17 protein-coding genes and 1 pseudogene are annotated in these 21730 nt (G+C 41.8%); 5 read left to right on the top strand and 13 right to left on the bottom strand.

What is annotated here, in order from left to right; all coding sequences use genetic code 11:
• Positions 1 to 582: 582 nt before the first annotated feature.
• From aguA (F896_RS12195) to F896_RS12205, 3 genes are read left to right on the top strand one after another with little or no spacing between them, the layout of a single operon-like run.
• Positions 583 to 1674: an agmatine deiminase gene (gene aguA, locus F896_RS12195; RefSeq protein WP_016163284.1), complete on the top strand. Its 1092-nt coding sequence runs from the start codon at positions 583 to 585 to the stop codon at positions 1672 to 1674.
• Between the two features lie 51 nt (positions 1675 to 1725).
• Positions 1726 to 2034: a DMT family transporter gene (locus tag F896_RS12200; RefSeq protein ID WP_016163283.1), complete on the top strand. Its 309-nt coding sequence runs from the start codon at positions 1726 to 1728 to the stop codon at positions 2032 to 2034.
• Positions 2035 to 2037: 3 nt separating this feature from the next.
• A complete protein-coding gene (locus F896_RS12205) occupies positions 2038 to 2352 on the top strand; it encodes a DMT family transporter (RefSeq protein WP_016163282.1) in 315 nt (104 codons plus the stop codon).
• A 50-nt stretch (positions 2353 to 2402) separates the two neighbouring features.
• On the opposite strand, the gene F896_RS12210 is transcribed toward F896_RS12205, so the two are convergent.
• From F896_RS12210 to F896_RS12250, 10 genes and pseudogenes are all read right to left on the bottom strand, one after another.
• The gene (locus F896_RS12210; RefSeq protein WP_016163281.1) at positions 2403 to 3203 is read right to left on the bottom strand and encodes an SDR family NAD(P)-dependent oxidoreductase; all 801 of its coding nucleotides are present in this window, start codon (positions 3201 to 3203) and stop codon (positions 2403 to 2405) included.
• Between the two features lie 269 nt (positions 3204 to 3472).
• Positions 3473 to 4558: an agmatine deiminase gene (gene aguA / locus F896_RS12215; protein ID WP_016163280.1), complete on the bottom strand. Its 1086-nt coding sequence runs from the start codon at positions 4556 to 4558 to the stop codon at positions 3473 to 3475.
• 67 nt (positions 4559 to 4625) lie between these two features.
• Entirely contained in the window at positions 4626 to 5954 is a 1329-nt protein-coding gene (locus F896_RS12220; RefSeq protein WP_016163279.1) for an APC family permease, read from the bottom strand.
• Positions 5955 to 6069: 115 nt separating this feature from the next.
• Complete coding sequence (locus F896_RS12225) at positions 6070 to 7485, bottom strand: aldehyde dehydrogenase family protein (protein WP_016163278.1); 1416 nt, start codon at positions 7483 to 7485, stop codon at positions 6070 to 6072.
• A 216-nt stretch (positions 7486 to 7701) separates the two neighbouring features.
• Complete coding sequence (locus F896_RS12230) at positions 7702 to 9102, bottom strand: aminotransferase (RefSeq protein WP_016163277.1); 1401 nt, start codon at positions 9100 to 9102, stop codon at positions 7702 to 7704.
• 76 nt (positions 9103 to 9178) lie between these two features.
• Positions 9179 to 10438: a Zn-dependent hydrolase gene (locus F896_RS12235; RefSeq protein ID WP_016163276.1), complete on the bottom strand. Its 1260-nt coding sequence runs from the start codon at positions 10436 to 10438 to the stop codon at positions 9179 to 9181.
• Positions 10439 to 10901: 463 nt separating this feature from the next.
• The gene (locus F896_RS12240; RefSeq protein WP_016163275.1) at positions 10902 to 11657 is read right to left on the bottom strand and encodes a TorF family putative porin; all 756 of its coding nucleotides are present in this window, start codon (positions 11655 to 11657) and stop codon (positions 10902 to 10904) included.
• A 192-nt stretch (positions 11658 to 11849) separates the two neighbouring features.
• A pseudogene (locus tag F896_RS0119745) lies at positions 11850 to 13565 on the bottom strand (amidohydrolase).
• A gap of 252 nt (positions 13566 to 13817) precedes the next feature.
• Positions 13818 to 15266: an NAD-dependent succinate-semialdehyde dehydrogenase gene (locus tag F896_RS12245; protein WP_016163272.1), complete on the bottom strand. Its 1449-nt coding sequence runs from the start codon at positions 15264 to 15266 to the stop codon at positions 13818 to 13820.
• On the bottom strand, positions 15263 to 16573 hold the full coding sequence (locus F896_RS12250; protein ID WP_016163271.1) for a 4-aminobutyrate--2-oxoglutarate transaminase: 1311 nt from the start codon (positions 16571 to 16573) through the stop codon (positions 15263 to 15265). The genes F896_RS12245 and F896_RS12250 overlap by 4 nt, the downstream gene beginning before the upstream one ends.
• A 161-nt stretch (positions 16574 to 16734) precedes the next feature.
• Here F896_RS12250 and F896_RS12255 point away from each other — a divergent pair, with 161 nt between their 5' ends.
• Positions 16735 to 18246, top strand: coding sequence for a MocR-like pyridoxine biosynthesis transcription factor PdxR (locus F896_RS12255; RefSeq protein ID WP_016163270.1), 1512 nt, complete (start codon positions 16735 to 16737; stop codon positions 18244 to 18246).
• Positions 18247 to 18319: 73 nt separating this feature from the next.
• Here the strand turns inward: F896_RS12255 and F896_RS12260 are convergent, their stop codons facing one another.
• Positions 18320 to 18787 carry an Lrp/AsnC family transcriptional regulator gene (locus F896_RS12260; RefSeq protein ID WP_016163269.1) on the bottom strand — a complete coding sequence of 156 codons (468 nt, stop codon included), beginning with the start codon at positions 18785 to 18787 and terminating at the stop codon, positions 18320 to 18322.
• A gap of 120 nt (positions 18788 to 18907) precedes the next feature.
• On the opposite strand from F896_RS12260, the gene F896_RS12265 reads away from it, so the two are divergent.
• Entirely contained in the window at positions 18908 to 19771 is an 864-nt protein-coding gene (locus F896_RS12265) for an EamA family transporter (RefSeq protein WP_016163268.1), read from the top strand.
• A gap of 53 nt (positions 19772 to 19824) precedes the next feature.
• Here the strand turns inward: F896_RS12265 and F896_RS12270 are convergent, their stop codons facing one another.
• Together F896_RS12270 and F896_RS12275 are read right to left on the bottom strand one after the other, a co-directional pair.
• Entirely contained in the window at positions 19825 to 20082 is a 258-nt protein-coding gene (locus F896_RS12270; protein ID WP_016163267.1) for a DMT family transporter, read from the bottom strand.
• A 186-nt stretch (positions 20083 to 20268) separates the two neighbouring features.
• Positions 20269 to 21660, bottom strand: coding sequence for an amino acid permease (locus F896_RS12275; protein WP_016163266.1), 1392 nt, complete (start codon positions 21658 to 21660; stop codon positions 20269 to 20271).
• Positions 21661 to 21730 lie beyond the last annotated feature (70 nt).

Raw genomic sequence — 21730 nt, 5'->3', positions numbered from 1 at the left:
AAACCCTAATAAATTAACAGTACAGTCTTTTCTTTATACGAAAAACACTCTAAACACCGAACCAACAAATAAAACATAAAATAAAAACAGATTAGGACAAATACCCCATAAAATAAAATATAACCATCTAGCACTATCACTACGAATAAATTCAACAATATTTTAATAATTACACAAAATTCTGGCATCCACTGATGCTTATAGGCCACTTGTAATTTAAAAGTAAAATTCGGATCGAAAAACATACAACACGAACAATTATATATTTCTAACCAAAATTTACGTATTTTCATTAATGCCATTTTACAAAAACCTTGTTAATAACAAAGCCAGATAGTGGTCTACTTTTTCACTTTTCTATACATTTTGGGTCATTTCTTCATGCCTGATTTTTTACTATTTACCTAATAAATCATTTCTTATGAACAGTAGCACTCACAGCAAATCATTCATATTTTTATTTATTTTATACATTAGTTTTATTTGAATATGCAATTTAACTAGTATTTAAATATTGAGATTTCAAAAAAACTGATAGCTCCTTTATTTAACATTCAAAATATGTGAACTAATATCAGATCAATGAAGCCTGATATGAAGTTTAAGCAAATGAAAAATCATATGTATAAAATGCCCGCTGAATGGATGCCACAACAATCCGTTTGGATGATTTGGCCGTATCGTACCGATAACTGGAGACAAGGTGCATTACCTGCACAGCAAGCATTTGCCAAAGTCGCTGAAGCGATTTCTAAAACTACCCCCGTGTTTATGGCTGTTCCTCATGCTGAAATGAATAAGGCAAAAGCCACGATTCCTTCGCATGTCACATTGGTTGAAGTTGAAACTGATGATGCATGGATGAGAGACACTGGGCCAACCATCGTGAAAGATCCAGTAGGTAATAAGGTCGCTGTCGATTGGGTCTTTAATGCATGGGGTGGAGAAAATGGCGGCTTATATTCCAATTGGGATAAAGATCTTGAAGTCGCCAGCCAAGTTGCCCAATTTCATTCCATCCCATTACATCAGTCAAGCATGGTTTTAGAAGGTGGTGCGATTCATGTTGATGGTGAAGGGACATTACTGACAACAGCCGAGTGTTTGCTCAATCCAAATCGAAACCCAAATCTAACTCAAGCACAAATTGAACATGAATTATCCACTTTGCTCGGCATTGAGAAATTCATTTGGTTGCCATTAGGTGTGTATAACGATGAAACCGATGGGCATATCGACAACATGTGTTGCTTTGTCCGTCCAGGTGAAGTGGCCTTGCATTGGACTGATGATCAGAATGATCCACAGTATGAAAGTTCGAGACAAGCATTAAACATCCTCGAATCTGTAACCGATGCAAAAGGCAGAAAGCTGAAAGTATGGAAGTTACCATCACCTGGGCCTTTGTATGCCAGTGAAAATGAAACGATTGATGTTGAAAAAGGCAATGCCATTGAACGTTTTGAAGGTAATCGTTTAGCAGGCTCTTATGTAAACTATCTGATCAGTAATCAACAGATTATTTTCCCTTTATTGGATGAAAGAACTGATGATCAAGCCTATATGTTGTTCCACAAAATGTATCCTGATTATCAAATTACTGGCGTGTCTGCGAGAGAAATCTTATTGGGTGGCGGTAATATTCATTGTATCACCCAGCAAATTCCAAAATAGCATCTGCATGGATTGCTTATTTGTTCATTAATCTACTTACGGTGAGTTCTTATGGCTTGGTTATATTTATTCATTGCGAGTTCATTCGAAATACTTTGGGCCATTGGCCTGAAGTATTCTCGAAGCTTATTTGAATGGTCATTTACAGTTTTCTTTATTGTTGGAAGTTTCCTATTTTTATTCCTAGCAGCAAAAAAAATGAAGCCCTCTTATGCCTATGTATTTTTTGTTGTTCTTGGAACCTTAGGAACTTTCCTGTTTGACACTTATATTATTGAGAATCCAGTTAATTTTATTTCCGTGATTGCAATTGTGATGATCATTATTGGTGTGGTCAAATTAAAACAGATCGGAGACTAAAGCATGAGCTGGCTATTGTTAATTGCGTCTGGGATATTAGAAATATTTGTCGTGAAAAGTATTCGTGATCTGATCCATAAAAAATACCGAACTGCGATTCCGCTCTACATTGTGTCACTCTCAGCTTCGCTGTTTTTATTACATATGGCGATGAAAAACATTGATGTTTCAATTTCCTATGCTGTTTATACAGGGATCGGTGTGATCGGTACCATTTTAATGGGCATTTTCTTTTGGGGTGAACGAAAAAGCGTGGAGAAGTTTTTTTATGTCGGCGTCATTGTCACGGGTGTCATTACTTTAAAACTTGCCAGTTAAATTTAGTTGTAGTCTGTAGCTTAAATGAAGCTACAGACATCTGGTACTGGCTATCCACGCTGAGATGAAATATTGCCTCCATCAACCACAATTTCTGCTGCAGTGATATAACTCGCTTCATCTGATAGAAGGAATCTGACCACACGACCAATTTCTTCCGGTTGGCCTAAACGACCCAATAGAATACGTTTTTCGAAAAAGTTTTCTGGAAGTGAATCCAATGAAGCCTGCACCATCGGAGTATGAATTTGACCAGGTGATACTGAGTTAATGCGAATATTATCTCGTGCTAATCGATCCGCTAAAGAGCGTACCAGTGATAACATTCCACCTTTTGCTGCAGTGTAAATTGGATTAATCGCATTACCAAGTGTTGCGTTAATGGAAGCAATCGTCACAATTGCAGAGCCTTGATTCGATGTGAAATCACGATACAGTTTTTGGCTTAAAAATGCTAAAGGTCTTAAATGCGTATCAATTCCTGCGGCCCATGTATCTAAGGTGATGCCTTCTAAGGAGCCCGTGTCTACTATACCTGCGCAATGCACCAAGCCACCAAGACATCCAAGTGCATTACGGCTCGTCTCGATTGCATCATCGTACGCTTCCACATCCATAATATTAATCCCAATCCCGATGGCTTTCACATTGAATTGTTCTGATATTTTGGCAGCACTATTTTTCGCTTTTTCTAAATTAATGTCCCAAATCGCAATGGGTCTCCCTACTGCAGCTAGAGCCTTTGCAACAGCAAGACCAATACCTGAAGCACCACCAGTAATGATAACGCCTGTATTTGGTGTTGCTAATGTCGGTATTAAATTATTTGTTTCTAAAACATCTGCACTCATATTTTAAATCCATCTAAAGATATTAAGTTTTAGATATTATTACGCTAGAGCAGAAAAGTTTTAAAAACAACAAAACATAATATTTCTTATCAATTTAGGATTACAAACCAGACATATGAGGAAAAATTTAAATTGAAATTGAAAAATAAAATTAAATAGATATGATTAAACACATACTAAGCAGAATATTAATTATGCCACACCAAAATAAATAGAGAAAATATAAAGACAGCTATATTAAAATCCGCTATAGCTGTCTTTCCTACTACTTATGCTGGAATCTGCTGCGTAATACAGTGAATATTGCCACCACCCAATAAAATCTCACGTGCTGGTACACCGGTAATTAAATAATCAGGATACATCTGCTGGAAGATCGCCTTGGCTTGTTCATCTGTACGCTGATCCAGTAACGGGAAAATAATCTGTCGATTACTGATCAGATAATTCACATATGAGCCTGCTAAACGATTACCTTCAAAACGTTCAATGGCATTGCCCTTTTCAACATCAATTGTTTCATTTTCACTGGCATATAAAGGTCCTGGTGATGGCAACTTCCATACCTTTAAATTTCGCCCTTGTGCATCTTTGGTATTTTCAAGCACCGTTAATGCTGCGACAGATCGTGGATATTGGGGATCATTAGGATCATCGGTCCAATGCAATGCAACTTCCCCTGGACGGACAAAACAGCACATATTATCGACATGCCCATCCGTTTCATCATTAAATACGCCTTCAGGTAACCAAATAAAATGGCTTACGCCGAGACATTCTGTAAGGGTATTCTCAATTTCAGTCTGAGTCAGATTTGGGTTTCGGTTTGGATTGAGCAAACACTCGGCTGTTGTCAGTAATGTCCCTTCACCATCAACATGAATCGCACCACCTTCTAAAATGAGAGAGGTTGAATAGGTTTCAAGATCATGTCGTGCTGAAATCTGTTTAGCAATCAATTGATCTTGGTCCCATGGAAAGTACAAACCTCCATTTTCGCCACCCCACGCATTAAACACCCAATTAATCCCTTTTCGCTCTCCGCCGGCATTCTTGACAATACTTGGCCCCGTATCACGCGTCCAAGCATCATCACTTTCCATTTCAACCAATGTCACTTGCGCTGGCATGACTTGACGGGCTTTATCCATTTCAGCAGATGGAACTGCCATAAGGACAGGTGTAGTTTGAGCAATTGCTGCTGCAACTTGAGCAAAAGCCTGTTGAGCTGGTTGGCCATTGGCGCGCCAGTTATCGGTACGATAAGGCCAAATCATCCATACTGCTTCTTGAGGCGACCATTCGCCCGGCATCTGAAAACCATCTTGGTTCGGTGTATTCATTGTTTGTTGCATATTCTGTTTTTCCACAGCTTTTAAATCCTTAGCAGTAAATGATTAACTCAGTAAGTCTTCGGCTTTATTAGGTGGTTGCGCCAAAGGAGATCGGTTGCTTTCTCAATTTTTTATAGAGTAGCAGCAAGATACCTGTGACGAGCCATATCCCACCAAACTGCAATGCTGATTTTTCGAGGTGTAACCACAAACCTAACAAACACAGCACTGAGGCCAATGGCAGCAATAAATTAAAGAAAATATTTTTAAATCCAGTTCGTTCTTTGCGGATTACGAAAAATTTCATAAATACCGAAAAGTTCACCATGGTAAAGGCAATCAAGGCACCAAAGCTCACCAGACTCACCACTGTTGCTAAGTCCACGACAATCGCCAGCAACGAAATCATGCCGACAAAAAAGATCGAATATAAAGGTGTGCCTAATCTGGCATTCACTGAACCAAAGACTTTTTGGTTAAATACCCCATCGCGTCCCATGATATAAAGCAACCGAGATGCACTGGCATGCGAGGCTAAACCTGACGCAAATGCATTCATAATTTGTACGGTCAACAATGCAGATTGGAAGAATACCCCACCGACATACAGTGCAATTTCAGGTAAAGCTTCATCTGGATTTTTAAACTGGTCCAGTGATGGGAAAGACAATTGCACAAACCAAGAGACGGTAATAAAAATAATACCGCCCAATACCGTGGTGAGTATGATTGCGCGTGGAATGGTCTTGGTTGGATTCTTGCTTTCATGGGCCAAGGTAGAAACAGCATCGAAACCTAAATATGAGAAACAAACCAGTGAAACACCTGTGAGTAAAGTCAGATATTCAGGATTACCATTAAACAGTGGTGTGAGCGTCATCACACTGCCATAGCCCTGAGAGTTACCAATGCCTGTGACCACCAAAAAGATAAACACCAGCATCATTGCAATCGTGGCAGCAATAAATACGAAACTAAAATTGGCAAGAATATTGATTCGGAAACTGTTAATCAGGGTTAACAGCCCCACCATAATGATCACCCATCCGGTATAGGAGATATCAGGCATCAATGCATTCAGATAGAAAGACGCCAATAGCACATTGACCAGCGGGATCAGCAGATAATCAATCAGCGAACACCAACCCACAAAAAATCCCGCAGTCTTGCCACAGGTCTCCGTTGTATAGGTATAGGCAGAACCTGATTTTGGCGATAATTTACTAAAACGAGCATAACTGAAAGCCGTTAACAACATTGCGATTAACGCCAAAACATAGGCCAGTGGGACACGTCCTTCTGTCACTCTGGAAATAATACCAAAGGTATCAAATACCGTTGCGGGTGCCATATAAGCCACACCAATGACAACGACTTGCCAAAGTGAAAGTCCTTTCCGATTATTCTCGCTTTCCATGCATATTTCTCCTGCATCAATGCAAACACTGTTTAGTGCATTGTTTTTTCACCAAGTTGGCGTTGTATTGAAAAGTGAAGTCCCTTTCTCGATTCAATAACCTGTTAAAAATGGATTAGATCGTGATTACGTTTTCCTCTAAATAACTTTGAATCCCGGACTCACCGAGTTCACGTCCAATGCCACTCTTTTTGAAACCACCCCACAATGAGCCGGGTTGAATCATTTGGAATGAATTGATCCAGATATGACCAGAACGCAAGCGTTTGGCGATATTTTTTCCGCGTTGCACAGAACCCGTTATAATCGTTGCAGCCAAACCAAATTCAGAATCATTGGCGAGACGCACGGCTTCATCTTCGGTTGCAAAACTACGGCAGCACATCACAGGACCAAAAATTTCTTCTTTCCAAAGTCGACTCTCAGTAGGCACATCAATAAATACATGTGGTCGGATAAAGAAACCTTTGTTCGGTAAAGCAATTTGATTCAAATCAATCAATGCTTGAAGTTTCTCTTGCTGCGCAATGCTTAAATATTCATGCACTTTATTGAATTGCTTTTGCGTGGTCATCGGTCCCATCGCCAATGGCCCAGTAAGATCCGTGCCAAGCTGCATTGACTCCACGGCTAATTTCAGTTTTTGGTAGAAAGGCTCAGCAATGGATTGATGCACCAATAAGCGTGACGTCGCAGAACACATTTGACCGCTGTTATAGAACATTCCACCTAAAGCTTTATCGACTGCCTCATCTAAATCAGCATCTTCCAGAATTAAAATCGGTGATTTTCCACCAAGTTCCAAAGTCATACGTTTGACAGAGGGTGCAGCAGCCTGCATCACATGAATTCCGACTTCAGTGCTGCCCGTAAATGAGACTTTTTGAACATCTGCATGTACCACCAAATGTTGCGCTGCAACAGCATCCCCAAGAATCAGGTTAAACACCCCTTGTGGAAACTGGATTTGATCTAAAATTTCAGTAAAAGCATATTCAGGTAATGGCACCAGTTCAGACGGTTTAAAAACAATGCTACAACCCGCTGCTAGCGCAGGTGCAATTTTCCATGCACTGGTGATTAACGGAAAATTCCACGGCGTAATCAGTGCAACCACACCCACAGGGTTCTGTTGATGGGTAAGTTCAGTCCCGTCTTCACATTGTGTGGTTTGACTAAACGCCATGTTCTGCACTAAATCCGCATAATAGCGATAGCACTTGATACTATTATCAACATCCACCTGTGCTTGCTCAGATGACTTGCCATTATTTTTATGCGAAAGTTTAATCAGTCTAGTTTTCTCAGTTTCAAGCTGGTCAGCGATTTTGTTTAACCATTCTGCTCGTTGTTGAGGCGTGGTCGTACTCCACGCATCGAACGCCTGATTGGCAGCATTGACCGCCGCATCAACATCATCTGTAGAAGCAGCGGTAAAATGAAGAATCTGCTCTTCATTATTCGGGTTAATCACCGCAATTTGTGATGTGCCTGTAGTTGCCTGCCACTTGCCATTGATATAATTCTTCATCTGCTTACTCGCCTTCAGCTCATCCAACCATTTGAAGTGTTCTGATTACAAGAACTTCAGAACTGCTCCGCAATGGTATAAACCATTATTACTCAGCCATTTCGGTCCATATCTTTTATTTCTATTTCCCCCTCACCCTCTGATTTTAGCTTGAGGAGCTCAGCTCACCCCTGAGGACAAGCTGGAATTAAGAGGAATAAACACTGATCTTTCAGTTTATAGATGCCCTTCGGCTTTTAGCTCTTGAATGGTATTTTGAATCGCATGTCGTAAAGTCTTTACTGCAAAATCAACTTGCTCACGGGTCAAGATCAGCGGTGGCGACAACACATTCATATGACCAACTGGGCGTACGATCAGGCCTAATTTTTGACAGTGATTGGCAATACGTTTTCCAACACCCACCGAACGATCAAACAGTTCTTTGGTTTGTTTATTACGTAAGTTTTCAATACACATCATGAATTTTTTGCCACGTACTTCACCGACGATTTCAAGATCAGCCAAGGTTTTTAACTGTTGCTCAAAATAAGTGCCCATGTCTTGCACATGCTCACAAATATTTTCTTTTTCAATGATTTCAATATTTTTCAGTGCAGCAACACAGCTCACTGGATGACCTGAATAAGTGAAACCATGGGTTAACAGACCACCTTCATGATGTGGCTTGCTGATCGCATCATAAATTTCATCAGAAATAATGGTTGCACCTAATGGCAAGTAACCTGAAGACAAGCCTTTGGCACAAGTAATGATGTCTGGAACGATGCCAAATACCGCCTCTGAAGCAAACATATGCCCCAAACGACCAAATGCAGTAACTACTTCATCAGACACATACAGCACGTTGTACTTTTTACACACAGCTAAGGTCTTGGCATGGTAGCCTTCTGGTGGAACAATCACACCGCCTGCACCCATAATTGGCTCAGCAAAGAATGCTGCAACGTTATCTGGGCCTAACTCCAAAATCGTATCTTCCAGTTCCTGCACTTTTTCATTACAGAAATCTTCCATCGATTGAGATTCAGGCTTGCGATATGGATTCGGGCAAGAAACGTGATGAACCAGTTGATTGTGAATTTCAAAGCCAACATGATCGGCTTCAATTCCTGTTAAGGTCATACTGATATAAGTACTACCGTGATAAGCATCCTTACGAGCAATCAGCTTTTTCTTAGATGGCTTGCCAATTTGATAAAAATAATGGTGAATCAAACGCACGGCAGTATCATTGGCAACCGAACCACCACAACCATAGAACACATGGTTTAAGTTACCCGGTGCTAACTCTGCCAGTTTGGCAGCCAACTTTGCTGCTGGTGCAGTCGTTTGATGCCCAAATGGAGAGTAATAAGGCAATTGCATAATTTGCTCAGCAACCGCATCTGCAATTTCTTTACGTCCATAGCCGACATTGACACACCATAAGCCGCCGATACCATCTAGGTATTTATTGCCATGTGCATCATACACATAGACATTTTCACCTTTAGACATAATTAAAGAACCTTCGTCTTTAAATGTCGAAAAATCTGTCCATGGGTGAATCACATGGTCTTTATCTTTTTGCCAGATATCTTGAATATCAATTTCTACTGGTAATTTAGAGTTCATCGTTGTCCGTCCTCAATATTCGCAGTACTTCTTTTAGAAGTCTGCATTTCCTACATTTCGCTATTGGCTTTAATTGTTAAATGGTTGCTGCATGCGCTGATGAATCTTGCGCAGCATAGTTTCTGTCATAATTTAGAATGGCATTGAGTAACACATCGGCACCTTGTGCAGCATCGTTCGCATAGATGTCTTCGGCTTCGTTATGGCTCAGCCCATTGATACATGGAATAAAAATCATGGTGGTTGGGCAGTGTTTGGCAATATTGATTGCATCGTGGCCTGCACCGCTGACGATGGTCTGATTGCTATATCCCAAGCTATCCACAGCCTCTTGTACGGTTGCCACACAAGCACGATCAAAATAGGTCGCTGGGCTTAACCAATGCTGTGAAATGCTGATCTCTAAATCTCTTTGTGCAGCTAATGAATGCAACAGTTTATGCGTTGCTTGTTCCATCGCTTTTAACTCGGCATCATCAGGATTACGTAAGTCAATGGTCCACTGGATTTGACCAGGAATGGTATTACGTGACGAATTCGCGACCTGCATTTCACCAAAGGTCACCAAACCTTCTGGAAATTGTTCCAAAATGCATTGCTCTAAAGCCACGATCATTTCAGCCGTACCGACCATGGTGTCTTTACGCATACTCATTGGCGTGGTGCCTGCGTGTGCTGCTCGACCTTTGGTTTCAACATCCAACCAGAGAATCGCTTGTCCACCTGTCACCACACCAATCGAAATCTCGTTTTTTTCCAGTACAGGACCTTGCTCGATATGTGCTTCGTAATAGGCTTGGAATGGACGAGCCAATGGATAATTGCCAAGTTGTCCTGTACGCACCAATTCTGCAAAAACTGAAACACCTTGCTTATCTGTGCTGTCATAAATTTGTTGTTTAGGAATGACACCCGCGAAAGCCGCAGAACCCATCATCGCTGGGGTAAAACGAGCACCTTCTTCATTCATCCAAACCACAAGTTCAAGCGGATGAGTGGTGGTGATTTTCTCTTCGGCCAAACGCTGCAGAACTTCCATGCCCGCCAGCACGCCATAAATTCCATCAAAGCGACCGCCTTTAGGCTGTGTATCGAGATGACTCCCCATCACAATCGGTAAAGCACTTTCATTTCGACCTACACGGCGTAAGATTAAATTTCCGACTTCATCGTAATGTACAGAAAGATCAATTTTGTCCGCCCACTGCAACAATAAAGCTCGACCCGCAATATCTTCATCGCTGAGTGCTAAACGGGTATTGCCACCCTTATCAGTTGCACCAATTTTTGCCATTTCCATGAGCATTTGCCATAATCGCTCTGCATTCACTCTCATTGTCTTGCACATCCCTTTTTAAATATCTTTAGAGTCGCCTTAGCATCCACTTTGATAAATAATTCAAGAAAAGACGAGTACCAATTTCACCACTCTTTTAGGAACCAATTTCGTTGTTATCGAACAGAACCTAAAAAAACATTATTTTTCAATAAAATAATCCCTATAAAAATGAATAAAATTATATTTTTTCAAGTGATCAAATGCTTATTATTAAGCCACTTCGAATCATGCTAAAACTTGGATTGGCTTATACCATTATTGTTCTGTTTTATAGGTAAAACGCGTTGGTCTAATTGGGCGGAAAAAATATGATTATGACTTTATTTTTTCTCTTCTCATCACAATAAAAAAACCTCAAGTCTATGTTGAAAGAGTCGAGATATTGATTGATCTTCTCTTGTCGAAACATAAAGCATGAGGCGATTTATTTGTTGAAATAAATAGATATGATCATTCTAAATTAGAATGTTCTGGTTAAGCTAAACACCACAGTTGAATCGGCATTTTTCAAGGCCTTATTCACATTGGCATCGGCATAATACAGATCAAAAATAAAATCTTGATAGTTAAAATCAACGCCGATTTTATAATCATAAAAATGTTTCTTTTCATCAGTCGCCCACAACAGCTCATAGGCATCATTGCTTGCAAATTGGTTATAGGCGGCTTGTGCATAGGCATTCCATTGATCAGCAACAGGATAGCGGTAGCCGACTTCATAGCGCAGCATTTTCCCTGTTTCTAGGGTGTAGTCTGGTGAATAATAAAAGGAGAGATTCAGTTGATCTTGTTGATTTAACAGCCCTGATGCAAACAACCCAATTGAATATTCCTCAAAGTCGACCCGTGGCAAGGCCTTGTCTGCACCTGGATAATTGACATCTAAGTACTGTAAATTTAGCTTTAAGCGATCATTGAGTTGGTAATCATAGCCAAGGTAATAGTCGAACTCGATGCTACTTCCAATATCGAGTTGTATATTCGAAGCAAAAAGTTGTGCGTATAAACCAGAATCATGGTCTGCTCTTAAAGTCCCCTGAACGGCAGGCTTGCCCTGCGTCTGGGTTGTACCACGCCAGTAGTATTCCGTTAGAAATGCCATTGAACCACTGACTGCAAATTGATCCTTAAATGCCTTCTGTTCTGCGGCTTGCACATTGATTGTCGAGAAGATTGCTGATGTGAAAATCGCTAACATCACTGTATTTTTTATCATTCACTTATTCCATTAATACATGATTATTCTTGAATTTTTATTGTCTTTAATTTTGAAATAAAACCGAGAACCAATTTAAATAAAAATATAGGAACCATTTACTTTTTAACCAAAATGCGTTTAGCCATGATTTAAAATCAAGTCGCTAAAAATAAAAAAAGCCCGCAGGCTTTTTTTATTTCACTCAATTTATTATTTACTGTTCAGCTTACCGTCATAAACTTTTTCACCCGCAAACCAAGTCTGAGCCACTTTCCAGTCCTTAATGTCTTTATTTAATGGCGTTTGCAAAGCCCCTTGTAAAACCACAAAATCCGCCCATTTTCCTACACTAATACTGCCAATTTCATTGCCCCAACCTGCGACATTGGCAGGTGCTTGGGTATAGGCATACAAGGCTTCATCCAAACTCAAGGCATTATCGCTATAACGCGTCTTGCCGTTATATTCGCGGAACACCACATCACTCAACTGTAACATTGGATTTTCAGGGGCCGTTGGCCAGTCGCTGCCCAATACCATCGACGCACCACTACTCAATAACGACTGCCAAGCATAGCTATACGGCATTCGTGCTTCACCCAAACGTGACTCCTGATAATTGCCAGCAATGGCATGGTCTGGCTGCATGGAAGCAACAACCCCTAATTCAGCAAAGCGAGGAATTGCCGTTTTAGTGGTAACTTCAATATGTTCAATCCGATTGATCAATTGGCGATGTTTCGGACTGCTTTCAATTGCATTCAACGCCATATCTACACTTTTATCCCCAATGGCATGGATCGCCACTGGAAAACCCACATCATTGGCATTTTTCACGATGTCATTCAATTTTGGCTGTGAAGTAATGGGTTCAATGTTGAAATGGTGTCGATCGGCATAAGGTTCATTCAGTGCAGCGGTATAGCTCATCAGCGTACCATCAACAAAATATTTCATATAACCAAAACGGAACTGCGGCCCTTTCTGCCACTGCTGCTCTTTTTGGATAAACCGTTGATTCAGTTGATCGCGTTGTTTGGCATAGCCTTGCAGTTGCGTCAGTGTTGCCTGATCTTCCCCAGCCATTAATCCAAAACGAATACGCATCGGTAGCTGTTTCTGTGACTCAAGCAAAGCTGGATACACCGTAGCGAGTTCCGTCCACATATCATGGACAGAGGTAATGCCTAAACTATTAAAATGCGCAACGATTTGTTCAACGACTGGGAGTGCTGCCTTGCCTGAAAGCAATGCTTTTATGTATTGAGGACTGGCTAATACCAATTGTGTGCCTGCCGTTTCTTTAAAAATACCCGTTGGCTCACCTGTTTGTGGATCTTTCACAATCTCACCGCCTTCAGGTGCTTTGGTATTTTTATCGATCCCCAGTAATTGCATCGCCTTGCTGTTCACCCACACGGTATGATAATCAATATCTTGCAATACCACAGGTCGATCAGGAACAATTGCATCTAACTCCTGACGCGTTGGCATTCGATTGTCCTGCATGGCGCTGACATCTCAACGTCCACCGACCAACCACGCATCTTTCGCGAGTTCTTTATCTCGTTTGGCAATCAATTTAAACCATTCTTGCCGATCGGTGATCCCAAACAGATCCACCCCTTCCCAAAGTTCCAGACCGCCTAACAGATGAGTGTGTGCATCGGTCAACCCTGGAAGGACTGTTTTACCTTGGGCATCAATCACCTGTGTTTTTGGGCTTGCCATATTTTGAATAAAGGCATTATTACCAACAGCCAGAAACTTGCCATCTTTAATTGCAAATGCTTGTGCTTTTGGTTTGGCTGGATTTGAAGTTCGGATATCTGCATTCATCACAATGACATCAGCTTGTGGAGTTTGTGCCTGAGTCCCGAAAGTCATCAAACAAACGCTGAGTCCTAAGCATAATTTCTTTTTCATAAGTCCGTTATTCCATTATCCATGATTATTTTTTGCACTTTTTATTGTCTGTGATTTTTCAATAAAACCGAGAGCCAATTTGGTTGAAAACATAGGTACCATTAAAATAAGTGTAAAGATCGAGATGCAATGGATCTCGAAAAAATTACCCAATATTTTCAATGCAAAAAGCACCTCATTTCTGAAGTGCTTAGAAGGATAAAAAGGTCTGAAGAAAGGAGTACGCTCGTTCAGACCATCAACCGTTTTAAATTAAGAAATATCGACACACATATATTTCAGTTCCAGATATTCCTCAATTCCAAATTGTGAACCTTCACGACCTAAACCGGACTGTTTAATTCCACCAAAAGGTGCAACTTCATTGGAAATCAGCCCTGTATTTACACCGACCATACCATATTGCAGAGCTTCACCTACGCGCCATTGGCGTGCCATGTCTTGGGTAAAAATATAACTCGCCAAGCCAAACTCTGTATCATTGGCCATCGCAACGGCTTCAGCTTCTTCATTAAAACGGAACAACGGTGCTAATGGACCAAAGGTTTCTTCTTTGGCAACTTTCATCTGCTGAGTGACATCTCTCAAGATGGTCGGTTCAAAGAAGGTTTTCCCCAACGCATGCGCTTGACCACCGACAACAATCGAAGCACCCTGACTCACCGCATCGGCAATATGCGATTGCACTTTTTCAACTGCGTCTTGGTCAATCAATGGACCTTGTGTAACCCCTTCATCACGTCCATCACCGACACGAAGTTGCTGTTCAACTGCTACTTTTAAGCGCTCACAAACCGCATCATAAATCCCGGCCTGAACATAGATACGGTTGGCGCAGACACAGGTTTGTCCGCTGTTACGGAACTTGCTGACCATAATGCCCTGTACCGCTCGCTCAACATCTGCATCATCAAAGATAATCACAGGTGCATTGCCACCCAGCTCTAAAGAAAGCTTTTTGATGGTGGGCGCACATTGTTTCATCAGAATACGACCAACATCGGTTGAACCTGTAAAGCTGAGTTTACGCACCGTATCACTTGCACATAAAGTTTGTCCGACAGCCACCGCATCACCACTGATCAAAATAAATAGATCAGCAGGTAAACCTGCCTGCTCTGCCAATACCGCTAAGGCATATGCGGTTAATGGGGTCTGTTCCGCTGGTTTAACCAACATCGAACACCCCGCAGCCAAAGCAGGTGCAATTTTTCGGGTGATCATCGCGGCTGGGAAATTCCACGGCGTAATCGCTGCGGTAACTCCAATCGCTTGCTTAAGCACAATCAAACGCTGCTGTGATTGAACAGGCGTCAACACTGAACCGTCGACACGACGCGCCTGCTCTGCAAACCAACGAATGAACGAGGCTGCATAAGCAATTTCTCCACGTGCTTCTGCCAGTGATTTGCCTTGCTCTGCGGTTAAGATTTGCGCCAATGCTTCACGTTGTTGCAAAATCAACTGATACCACGCCAGTAGGATATCGGCACGTACCAAAGCAGTTTGCTGCTGCCATTGAGCCTGAGCGATGGCTGAACGCGCAATCGCTGCTTCAACTTCAGCTTGGTCAGATGCTTTGACCCAAGCCAAAGCCTGTCCTGTCGCTGCATCATCCACCACAAAGTAGTGTTCAGTTGGCGCTGCATCAAAACGAATATCTGGATGCTTTAGTAAAGTCTGTAATTCAAGATCAATCATGCTTCAGCTCCTGCGAGCTTTTGTAGTGCAGGTTGTTGCGCTGCAATTGCATCTTGAATAATCACCAACGCCTGATTGAACTGAACCACAGGAATCGTCAATGGGTATAAGAAACGAATCACATTACCATGCTTACCACAGGTTAAAAGCAATAAGCCCTGATCCATCGCATATTGTTGAATGGCTTTCGCCACTTCTGGTTTCGGTTGACCTGTGACATGATCACCAAACTCAACCGCCACCATTGAACCCAATGCACGAATATCAATAATATCGTTTGAATACTTTTGTGCCGCTTTTAGCATGCTCACTAACTCGTCACCCAGCGTATTGGCCCGCTGACACAGCTGTTCTTCTTCAATCACATCGATCACGGCATTAGCCGCAGCAATCGCAAGCGGGTTACCCGCATATGTACCGCCTAAACCACCTGGGTTGGGTGCATCCATCACCTCGGCACGACCAACCACACCCGACAGTGGAAAACCACCACCCAAGCTTTTTGCCATGGTAATCAAATCTGCTTTGACTGGATAATGCTGCATCGCAAACAGTTGCCCAGTACGGGCAAAACCGGTTTGTACTTCATCTGCAATTAAAAGAATACCGTGTTCATCACAAATCTTGCGCAGCTGTTGCATAAACTCAACCGGTGCAACATTAAATCCGCCTTCACCTTGTACAGGCTCTAGCACAATTGCAGCTACATCATGTGTAGCAATATCCTCACTAAAAATTTCTTCCAGACTAATCAAGGCATCATTCACAGAGATTCCTTTAGATGCCACTGGATAACGGGCATGAAATACGCCTGCGGTCATCACACCAAAGTCACGTTTATAAGGCGCTGTTTTACCTGTCATGGCCATGGTCATAAAAGTACGACCGTGGAAACCGCCACCAAAGGTGATAATGCCATGACGACCCGTTGCAGCGCGTGCAATCTTCACTGCATTCTCAACTGCTTCTGCGCCTGTGGTAAAAAATGCTGTTTTCGCAGCACCTTCAATCGGTGCACGATCATTGATCCGCTCGGCTAAGGACACATAGCTTTCATACGGTACAATTTGATACGCCGTATGGGTAAATTTATTCAGTTGTTCAGCAACCGCTGCGATGACTTTTGGATGACGATGTCCCGTATTTAAAACTGCAATTCCACCTGCAAAATCAATATATTCGTTTCCTTCCGTATCCCACAAAGTCGCATTGCTCGCACGTTCGGCATACCATTGGCACATCACTCCAACACCGCGTGGAGTTGCTTGCTGTTTACGAGCATTTATTGCAATATGCTTTGCATCCATTTTGTTACCTCTATACGACAAAACAATAATCTTTTTGGGCATTTAAATTGCTTCATGACAACATATTGCAAAAGCAAGGTTAAAATGCACTTTGGGTACTTAATGTGTACCTTTTATAAGGAATAGACGAGAGCCACTTTTGGACTAAAGGAGAGAGCCAATTGCGTACCCTGTTAGGAGACTACCTGTTACAGCATTTACAACAGGCCAGTGAAGGGACCTTACCCGCTCGGGTTTTTCATTGTTTAAGAGATGCCATTTTGGAAGGTATTCTTGCGCCCAATACTCGTCTTCCTGCATCTCGTGATTTGGCCAATGAACTGCACGTTTCACGGAATACCGTACTCAATGCCTATGAGCAATTACGTGCAGAAGGTTATATTCAAGCGCATACGGGTCGAGGTACTTGGGTATCAGAAACGCTACCTGACAGCTATATTCAGGTCAGTACAGCACCAAGCTATGCTGCTGCAACCACAGAAGATACAACACGCACGCTTTCGCATCGTGGGGCAAGTTTGCTTAAACATGCAGCCGCATCCCCGTATCAGTGGGGTGCCTTTGTGCCTGGTGCGCCTGATGTCACCGAATTTCCACATGCCGAATTTAATCGGATCAAATCGCGTCTGAGTCGCCAGCCTGAAATTGCCAATTTGATTTACAGCAATGCTGGAGGATGTACGGAATTACGCCATGCATTGGCCGACTATTTGCGTATTGCCCGTTCAGTCAATTGTGAAACAGACCAGATTATTATTACCGAAGGCATCCATCAGGCGGTTGATCTGGTGTCACGGGCTTTATGTGATTTAAATGATCATGTCTGGATTGAAAATCCAGGTTATTGGGGTGCCAAGAATATTCTTCGTATCAATGGCTTAAATATTATTCCGATGCCTGTCGATGCCGAAGGCATTATTCCAGAAGAACACCCTTCTACTCCTCCTCGCCTAATCTTCGTCACACCCTCGCATCAATATCCTTTAGGTTCTCATCTCAGTTTACCTCGACGCAGAAAATTGCTGGATTTGGCTAAACAGCATGGCAGCTGGATTATTGAAGATGACTACGACAGTGAGTTCCGTTTTTCAGGTCAGCCTTATCCTTCATTACAGGGTTTGGAAGAAAATCCACCGGTCATTTATATTGGAACATTTAGTAAAACCATTTATCCCGCCTTGCGCATTGGCTATATGGTGGTTCCGAAACAGTTGGTACAGCCCTTACGAACGATTTCGGCGGAACTGTATCGAGGCGGTCACTTACTCACTCAACGTGCCTTGGCAGAATTTATTCGTGAAGGACATTATGCAGCGCATATCCGCCGGATGCGCCTGCTGTATAGTAAAAGACGGAAATTTCTGATTGAACTGATTCACCGTTATCTGGGCGATGTGTTTGTACACGAATTTAATCATGATGCTGGTCTGCATCTGGTACTCAAATTGCCTGATCATGCACATGATGTTGAAGTATCTGCACTGGCACTTTCGCGCGGGGTCAATGTTCGTCCATTGTCACAATATTATTCAGGTGTGGATACGCCAATTCAATCAGGTTTATTGCTTGGGTTTGCCTGTGTTCAGGAGCAAGACATGACCTTTGCCTTTAGTATCTTACGTCAATGCTTGATTGAAAATGGTATTGAGCTGTTCCCACAGAACCGTTCATAAAATAAAAACCTGCTGAGTTGAGACGTTATATTTTCCAAAGCGCAATCTAATGGCGATCACTCACCAACTCAGCCTAGAAACACAAATCTAAACTGACTTTAACCCGATCTAAAACAATCAAAGTCCGATAGGTTTTTACATCTTGATTATCGGCAAAATGTTTTCTCACCAAAGCTTCAAAGTGAGATAGGTTATTGGAGAGCATAATCATGATAAAAGACACACCGCCATTGACGAAATAGCATTGCTGAATCTCATCCACCGCAGCAAAGTATTGTTTGGCCCGATCCATCACCACTGAACGATCTTCGCTTAAACGGACCTCGATAATGGATGTGACTTTCTCGCCAAATCGCTTTGGATTCAGTATCGCACAATTTTTTTCAATGATCGCTTCCTGTTCCATTCTAACGATACGCCGTTGTACCGATGCCTGAGATAAACCAATCTGTTCCGAAATCTGCCGATGTGAGCTTTTATTATCCTGCTGCAATATTCTTAAAATTGCATAATCAAAATGATCGAGTGCAAGTTCTGCCATGAATTAATTCCTCATCTTTCTTCGATAATAGAGTGAATAACTCAAAGACTTCAATCAATAAGCGCAATTTAATCACCATTCAAGAACTAAAATCTCATGATCAACTTAAAGGTCATCGACATGCATGCTTCTGTTCAAAATAAACAAGAATTTGCCTTAGCCGCAGCATGCCTATCACTTGCCTCGGTACAAATTGGGGCTGCGATTGCCAAAACCTTATTTCCGATCTTTGGTGCTGAAGGGGTTGCCCTGATTCGCTTAAGTTTCTCAGCCCTATTACTCTGGATAATTTTCAAACCTTGGCGTAGCTTTCATCCCCAAATGGAATGGAAAAACCTGATTATTTATGGACTGATTCTGAGCTTAATGAATCTTTTGATCTATAAGGCTTTTTCCCATCTATCGATTGGTATTGCCATTTCAATTGAAGTCTTGGGCCCACTCACCGTTGCCATTGTCATGTCAAAACAGAAACAGGATTTGCTTTGGGGGGTCTTGTCATTTATCGGTCTGATGTTATTACCTTTGGGCAGTAGCAATCAGAATTTCAGTTATATCGGCATGTTTTATGCGCTTGCCGCAGCATTATGTTGGGGCATGTATATTATTTACGGCACGAAAGTCGCTAAAGGTGGCAGCAATACGGTGGCGATTGGTATGTTGGTGGCAACTCTATTTGCGCTACCTTTTGGCATCTCTGATCTGAATCAGCTATTTGATTCTTATTGGATTTTACTGCTCTGTGTTTTGGTATCGCTGCTTTCTAGTACCATTCCATTTTTGCTAGATATCTTTGCAATGAAAAAGCTCGAACCAAAAGTATTTGGAGTTTTACTGAGTGCCTCTCCTGCGGTCAGTGCCCTTGCAGGTTGGCTGATCTTAAATGAACATCTCAACCCGTATCAAATCACAGGGATTGCCATCATCATGCTCTCGTGTGCAGGTTGCTCCTATTTCTCTTATCAAAAGCATAAAGCATCATGAGGCAAGTTTAATAGTAATCACCCCTACAACAATTAAAAGCACACCAATGTATCTCATAAGAGAAGATGGATCTCCAAAAATAGGATTCCCACCATAAATGTACCAATTGCCCCAATACTCGTCCATACTGCATAGGCCGTCCCCATTGGGATTTTCCTTTGTGCCAAATAAAGAAAAAAACCACTCGTGATGATAAAAAATAATGCGGCAATTGCCCCAATAATACGGGTCTCAGGATTTTGAGCATATTTTAGGCCTAATGGCCACCCAATTTCCAATAGTCCTGCAACAATTAAATACAACCATGCCATATCTTTCTCTGCTCATACAATGGTTCAAAAAGCCAAACATTGAAAGTGATTCAACTTCCAATGTTTATAGCATGGAGTTTTATCTCATTTTTAACATGGGAAACTTGGATTTTAATCATCTTATGCAAACATATATAAATAATCTCTTATCTGATACTGTTTACCCTACCTATTTTTTAAAATTTTTTAATCCACATGCAGCGCTACTGTTCGACTACTTTTCTTCTTTCGGGTCACGATCAGTCCACAGATCACCACCAGAGAAGTAACACTTAAAGATAAGGTCGTTTCATAGCTATATTGAGGTGACAGGAACATATAACCCAGTACGCTCATAATCACCACAATCACAAACCAAGTCAGCCATGGAAATAACCACATTTTAAAAGGCACAGCAGCCCCAACTTTGTCTAATTTGGTTCGCAAACGGAGTTGTGATACTGCAATCACCAAATAAACCACCAATGCAATCGAACCTGTGGTTGACAGCAGAAATCCAAATACTTGTCCAGGAAATAAATAATTCACCGCACAACAAATCAATCCTATCAATGTCGAGGCAAATACCGCGAAGGTCGGCACACCTGCTGCATTAATTTTGGTGACCATTTTCGGCGCTTCTTGACGAGCCCCTAAAGCAAATAGCATACGAGAAGAGGTATAGACAGCCGCATTCATACAACTCGCCACTGCAATAAATACCACAGTGTCCATAATTAACTTGGTTTGAGGAATATTCAGACTGACCAAAACATACTGAAAGGTGCCTAATTTTTGCAAGTCGGGTGAACGCCAATCGACCAAGGCAACTGCCAGAAAAATTGAAACCACGAAAAATAAGATAATCCGATACAGCACTAAATTGGTTGCTCGTTTGATTTTTTCTTCAGGATTTTTAGACTCCGCCGCAGCAATCGAAAGAATTTCAATGCCAAAGAAGGAAAATGCCGAGATCAAAATCGCAGATAGCACACCACCCATGCCATGTGGCATAAAACCGCCATTGGAAAAGAGATTACCCACACCGCTGACATCTTTGGCTAAAGGCCACAGTCCAAACACGGCAGATGCACCAATCACAATAAATACGAGAATCGCAATCACTTTAATCAGCGCAAACCAAAACTCAAACTCGCCAAAACTTTTGGTACTAAAGAAGTTTGCCAAACTGAGTAAGATAATAAATGCAAAGGCGTAAATGGCACTGGATACCTGCGGAAACCAAGCATGTAGAATTTCGGCACCTGCAATGGCTTCAATTGGAATCACCAAAACCCAGAACCACCAATACAGCCAGCCCACACTAAAACCTGCCCAAGGGCCAATTGCTTTACGGGCATAAGTTGAAAATGAACCTGTGTCAGGCTGTGCAACGGCCATTTCACCGAGCATACGCATGACTAAAAAAACCAGAATACTGGTAATAATATAAGCCAGTACAGCAGCGGGGCCTGCTTTGGCAATTGCAGCGGATGAACCTACAAATAAACCTGCGCCAATGACACCACCAATACTGATCATGGTGACATGGCGGTTCGAAAGTCCTTCACCTAATTTTGTTGTTTTTGCACTATTCATATTTTATTCCTTAAAAATACGTATCAAAAAACCGTTAATTACATGTTTAAATTCCTATAAAAATAAAAAG

Origin of the sequence: Acinetobacter genomosp. 15BJ (genome assembly GCF_000400715.1) — a bacterium.
In the GTDB taxonomy this organism is placed as follows: Bacteria; Pseudomonadota; Gammaproteobacteria; order Pseudomonadales; family Moraxellaceae; genus Acinetobacter.
Note: the sequence above shows the minus strand (reverse complement) of the source record. Positions and strands in the feature narration are given on the sequence as shown.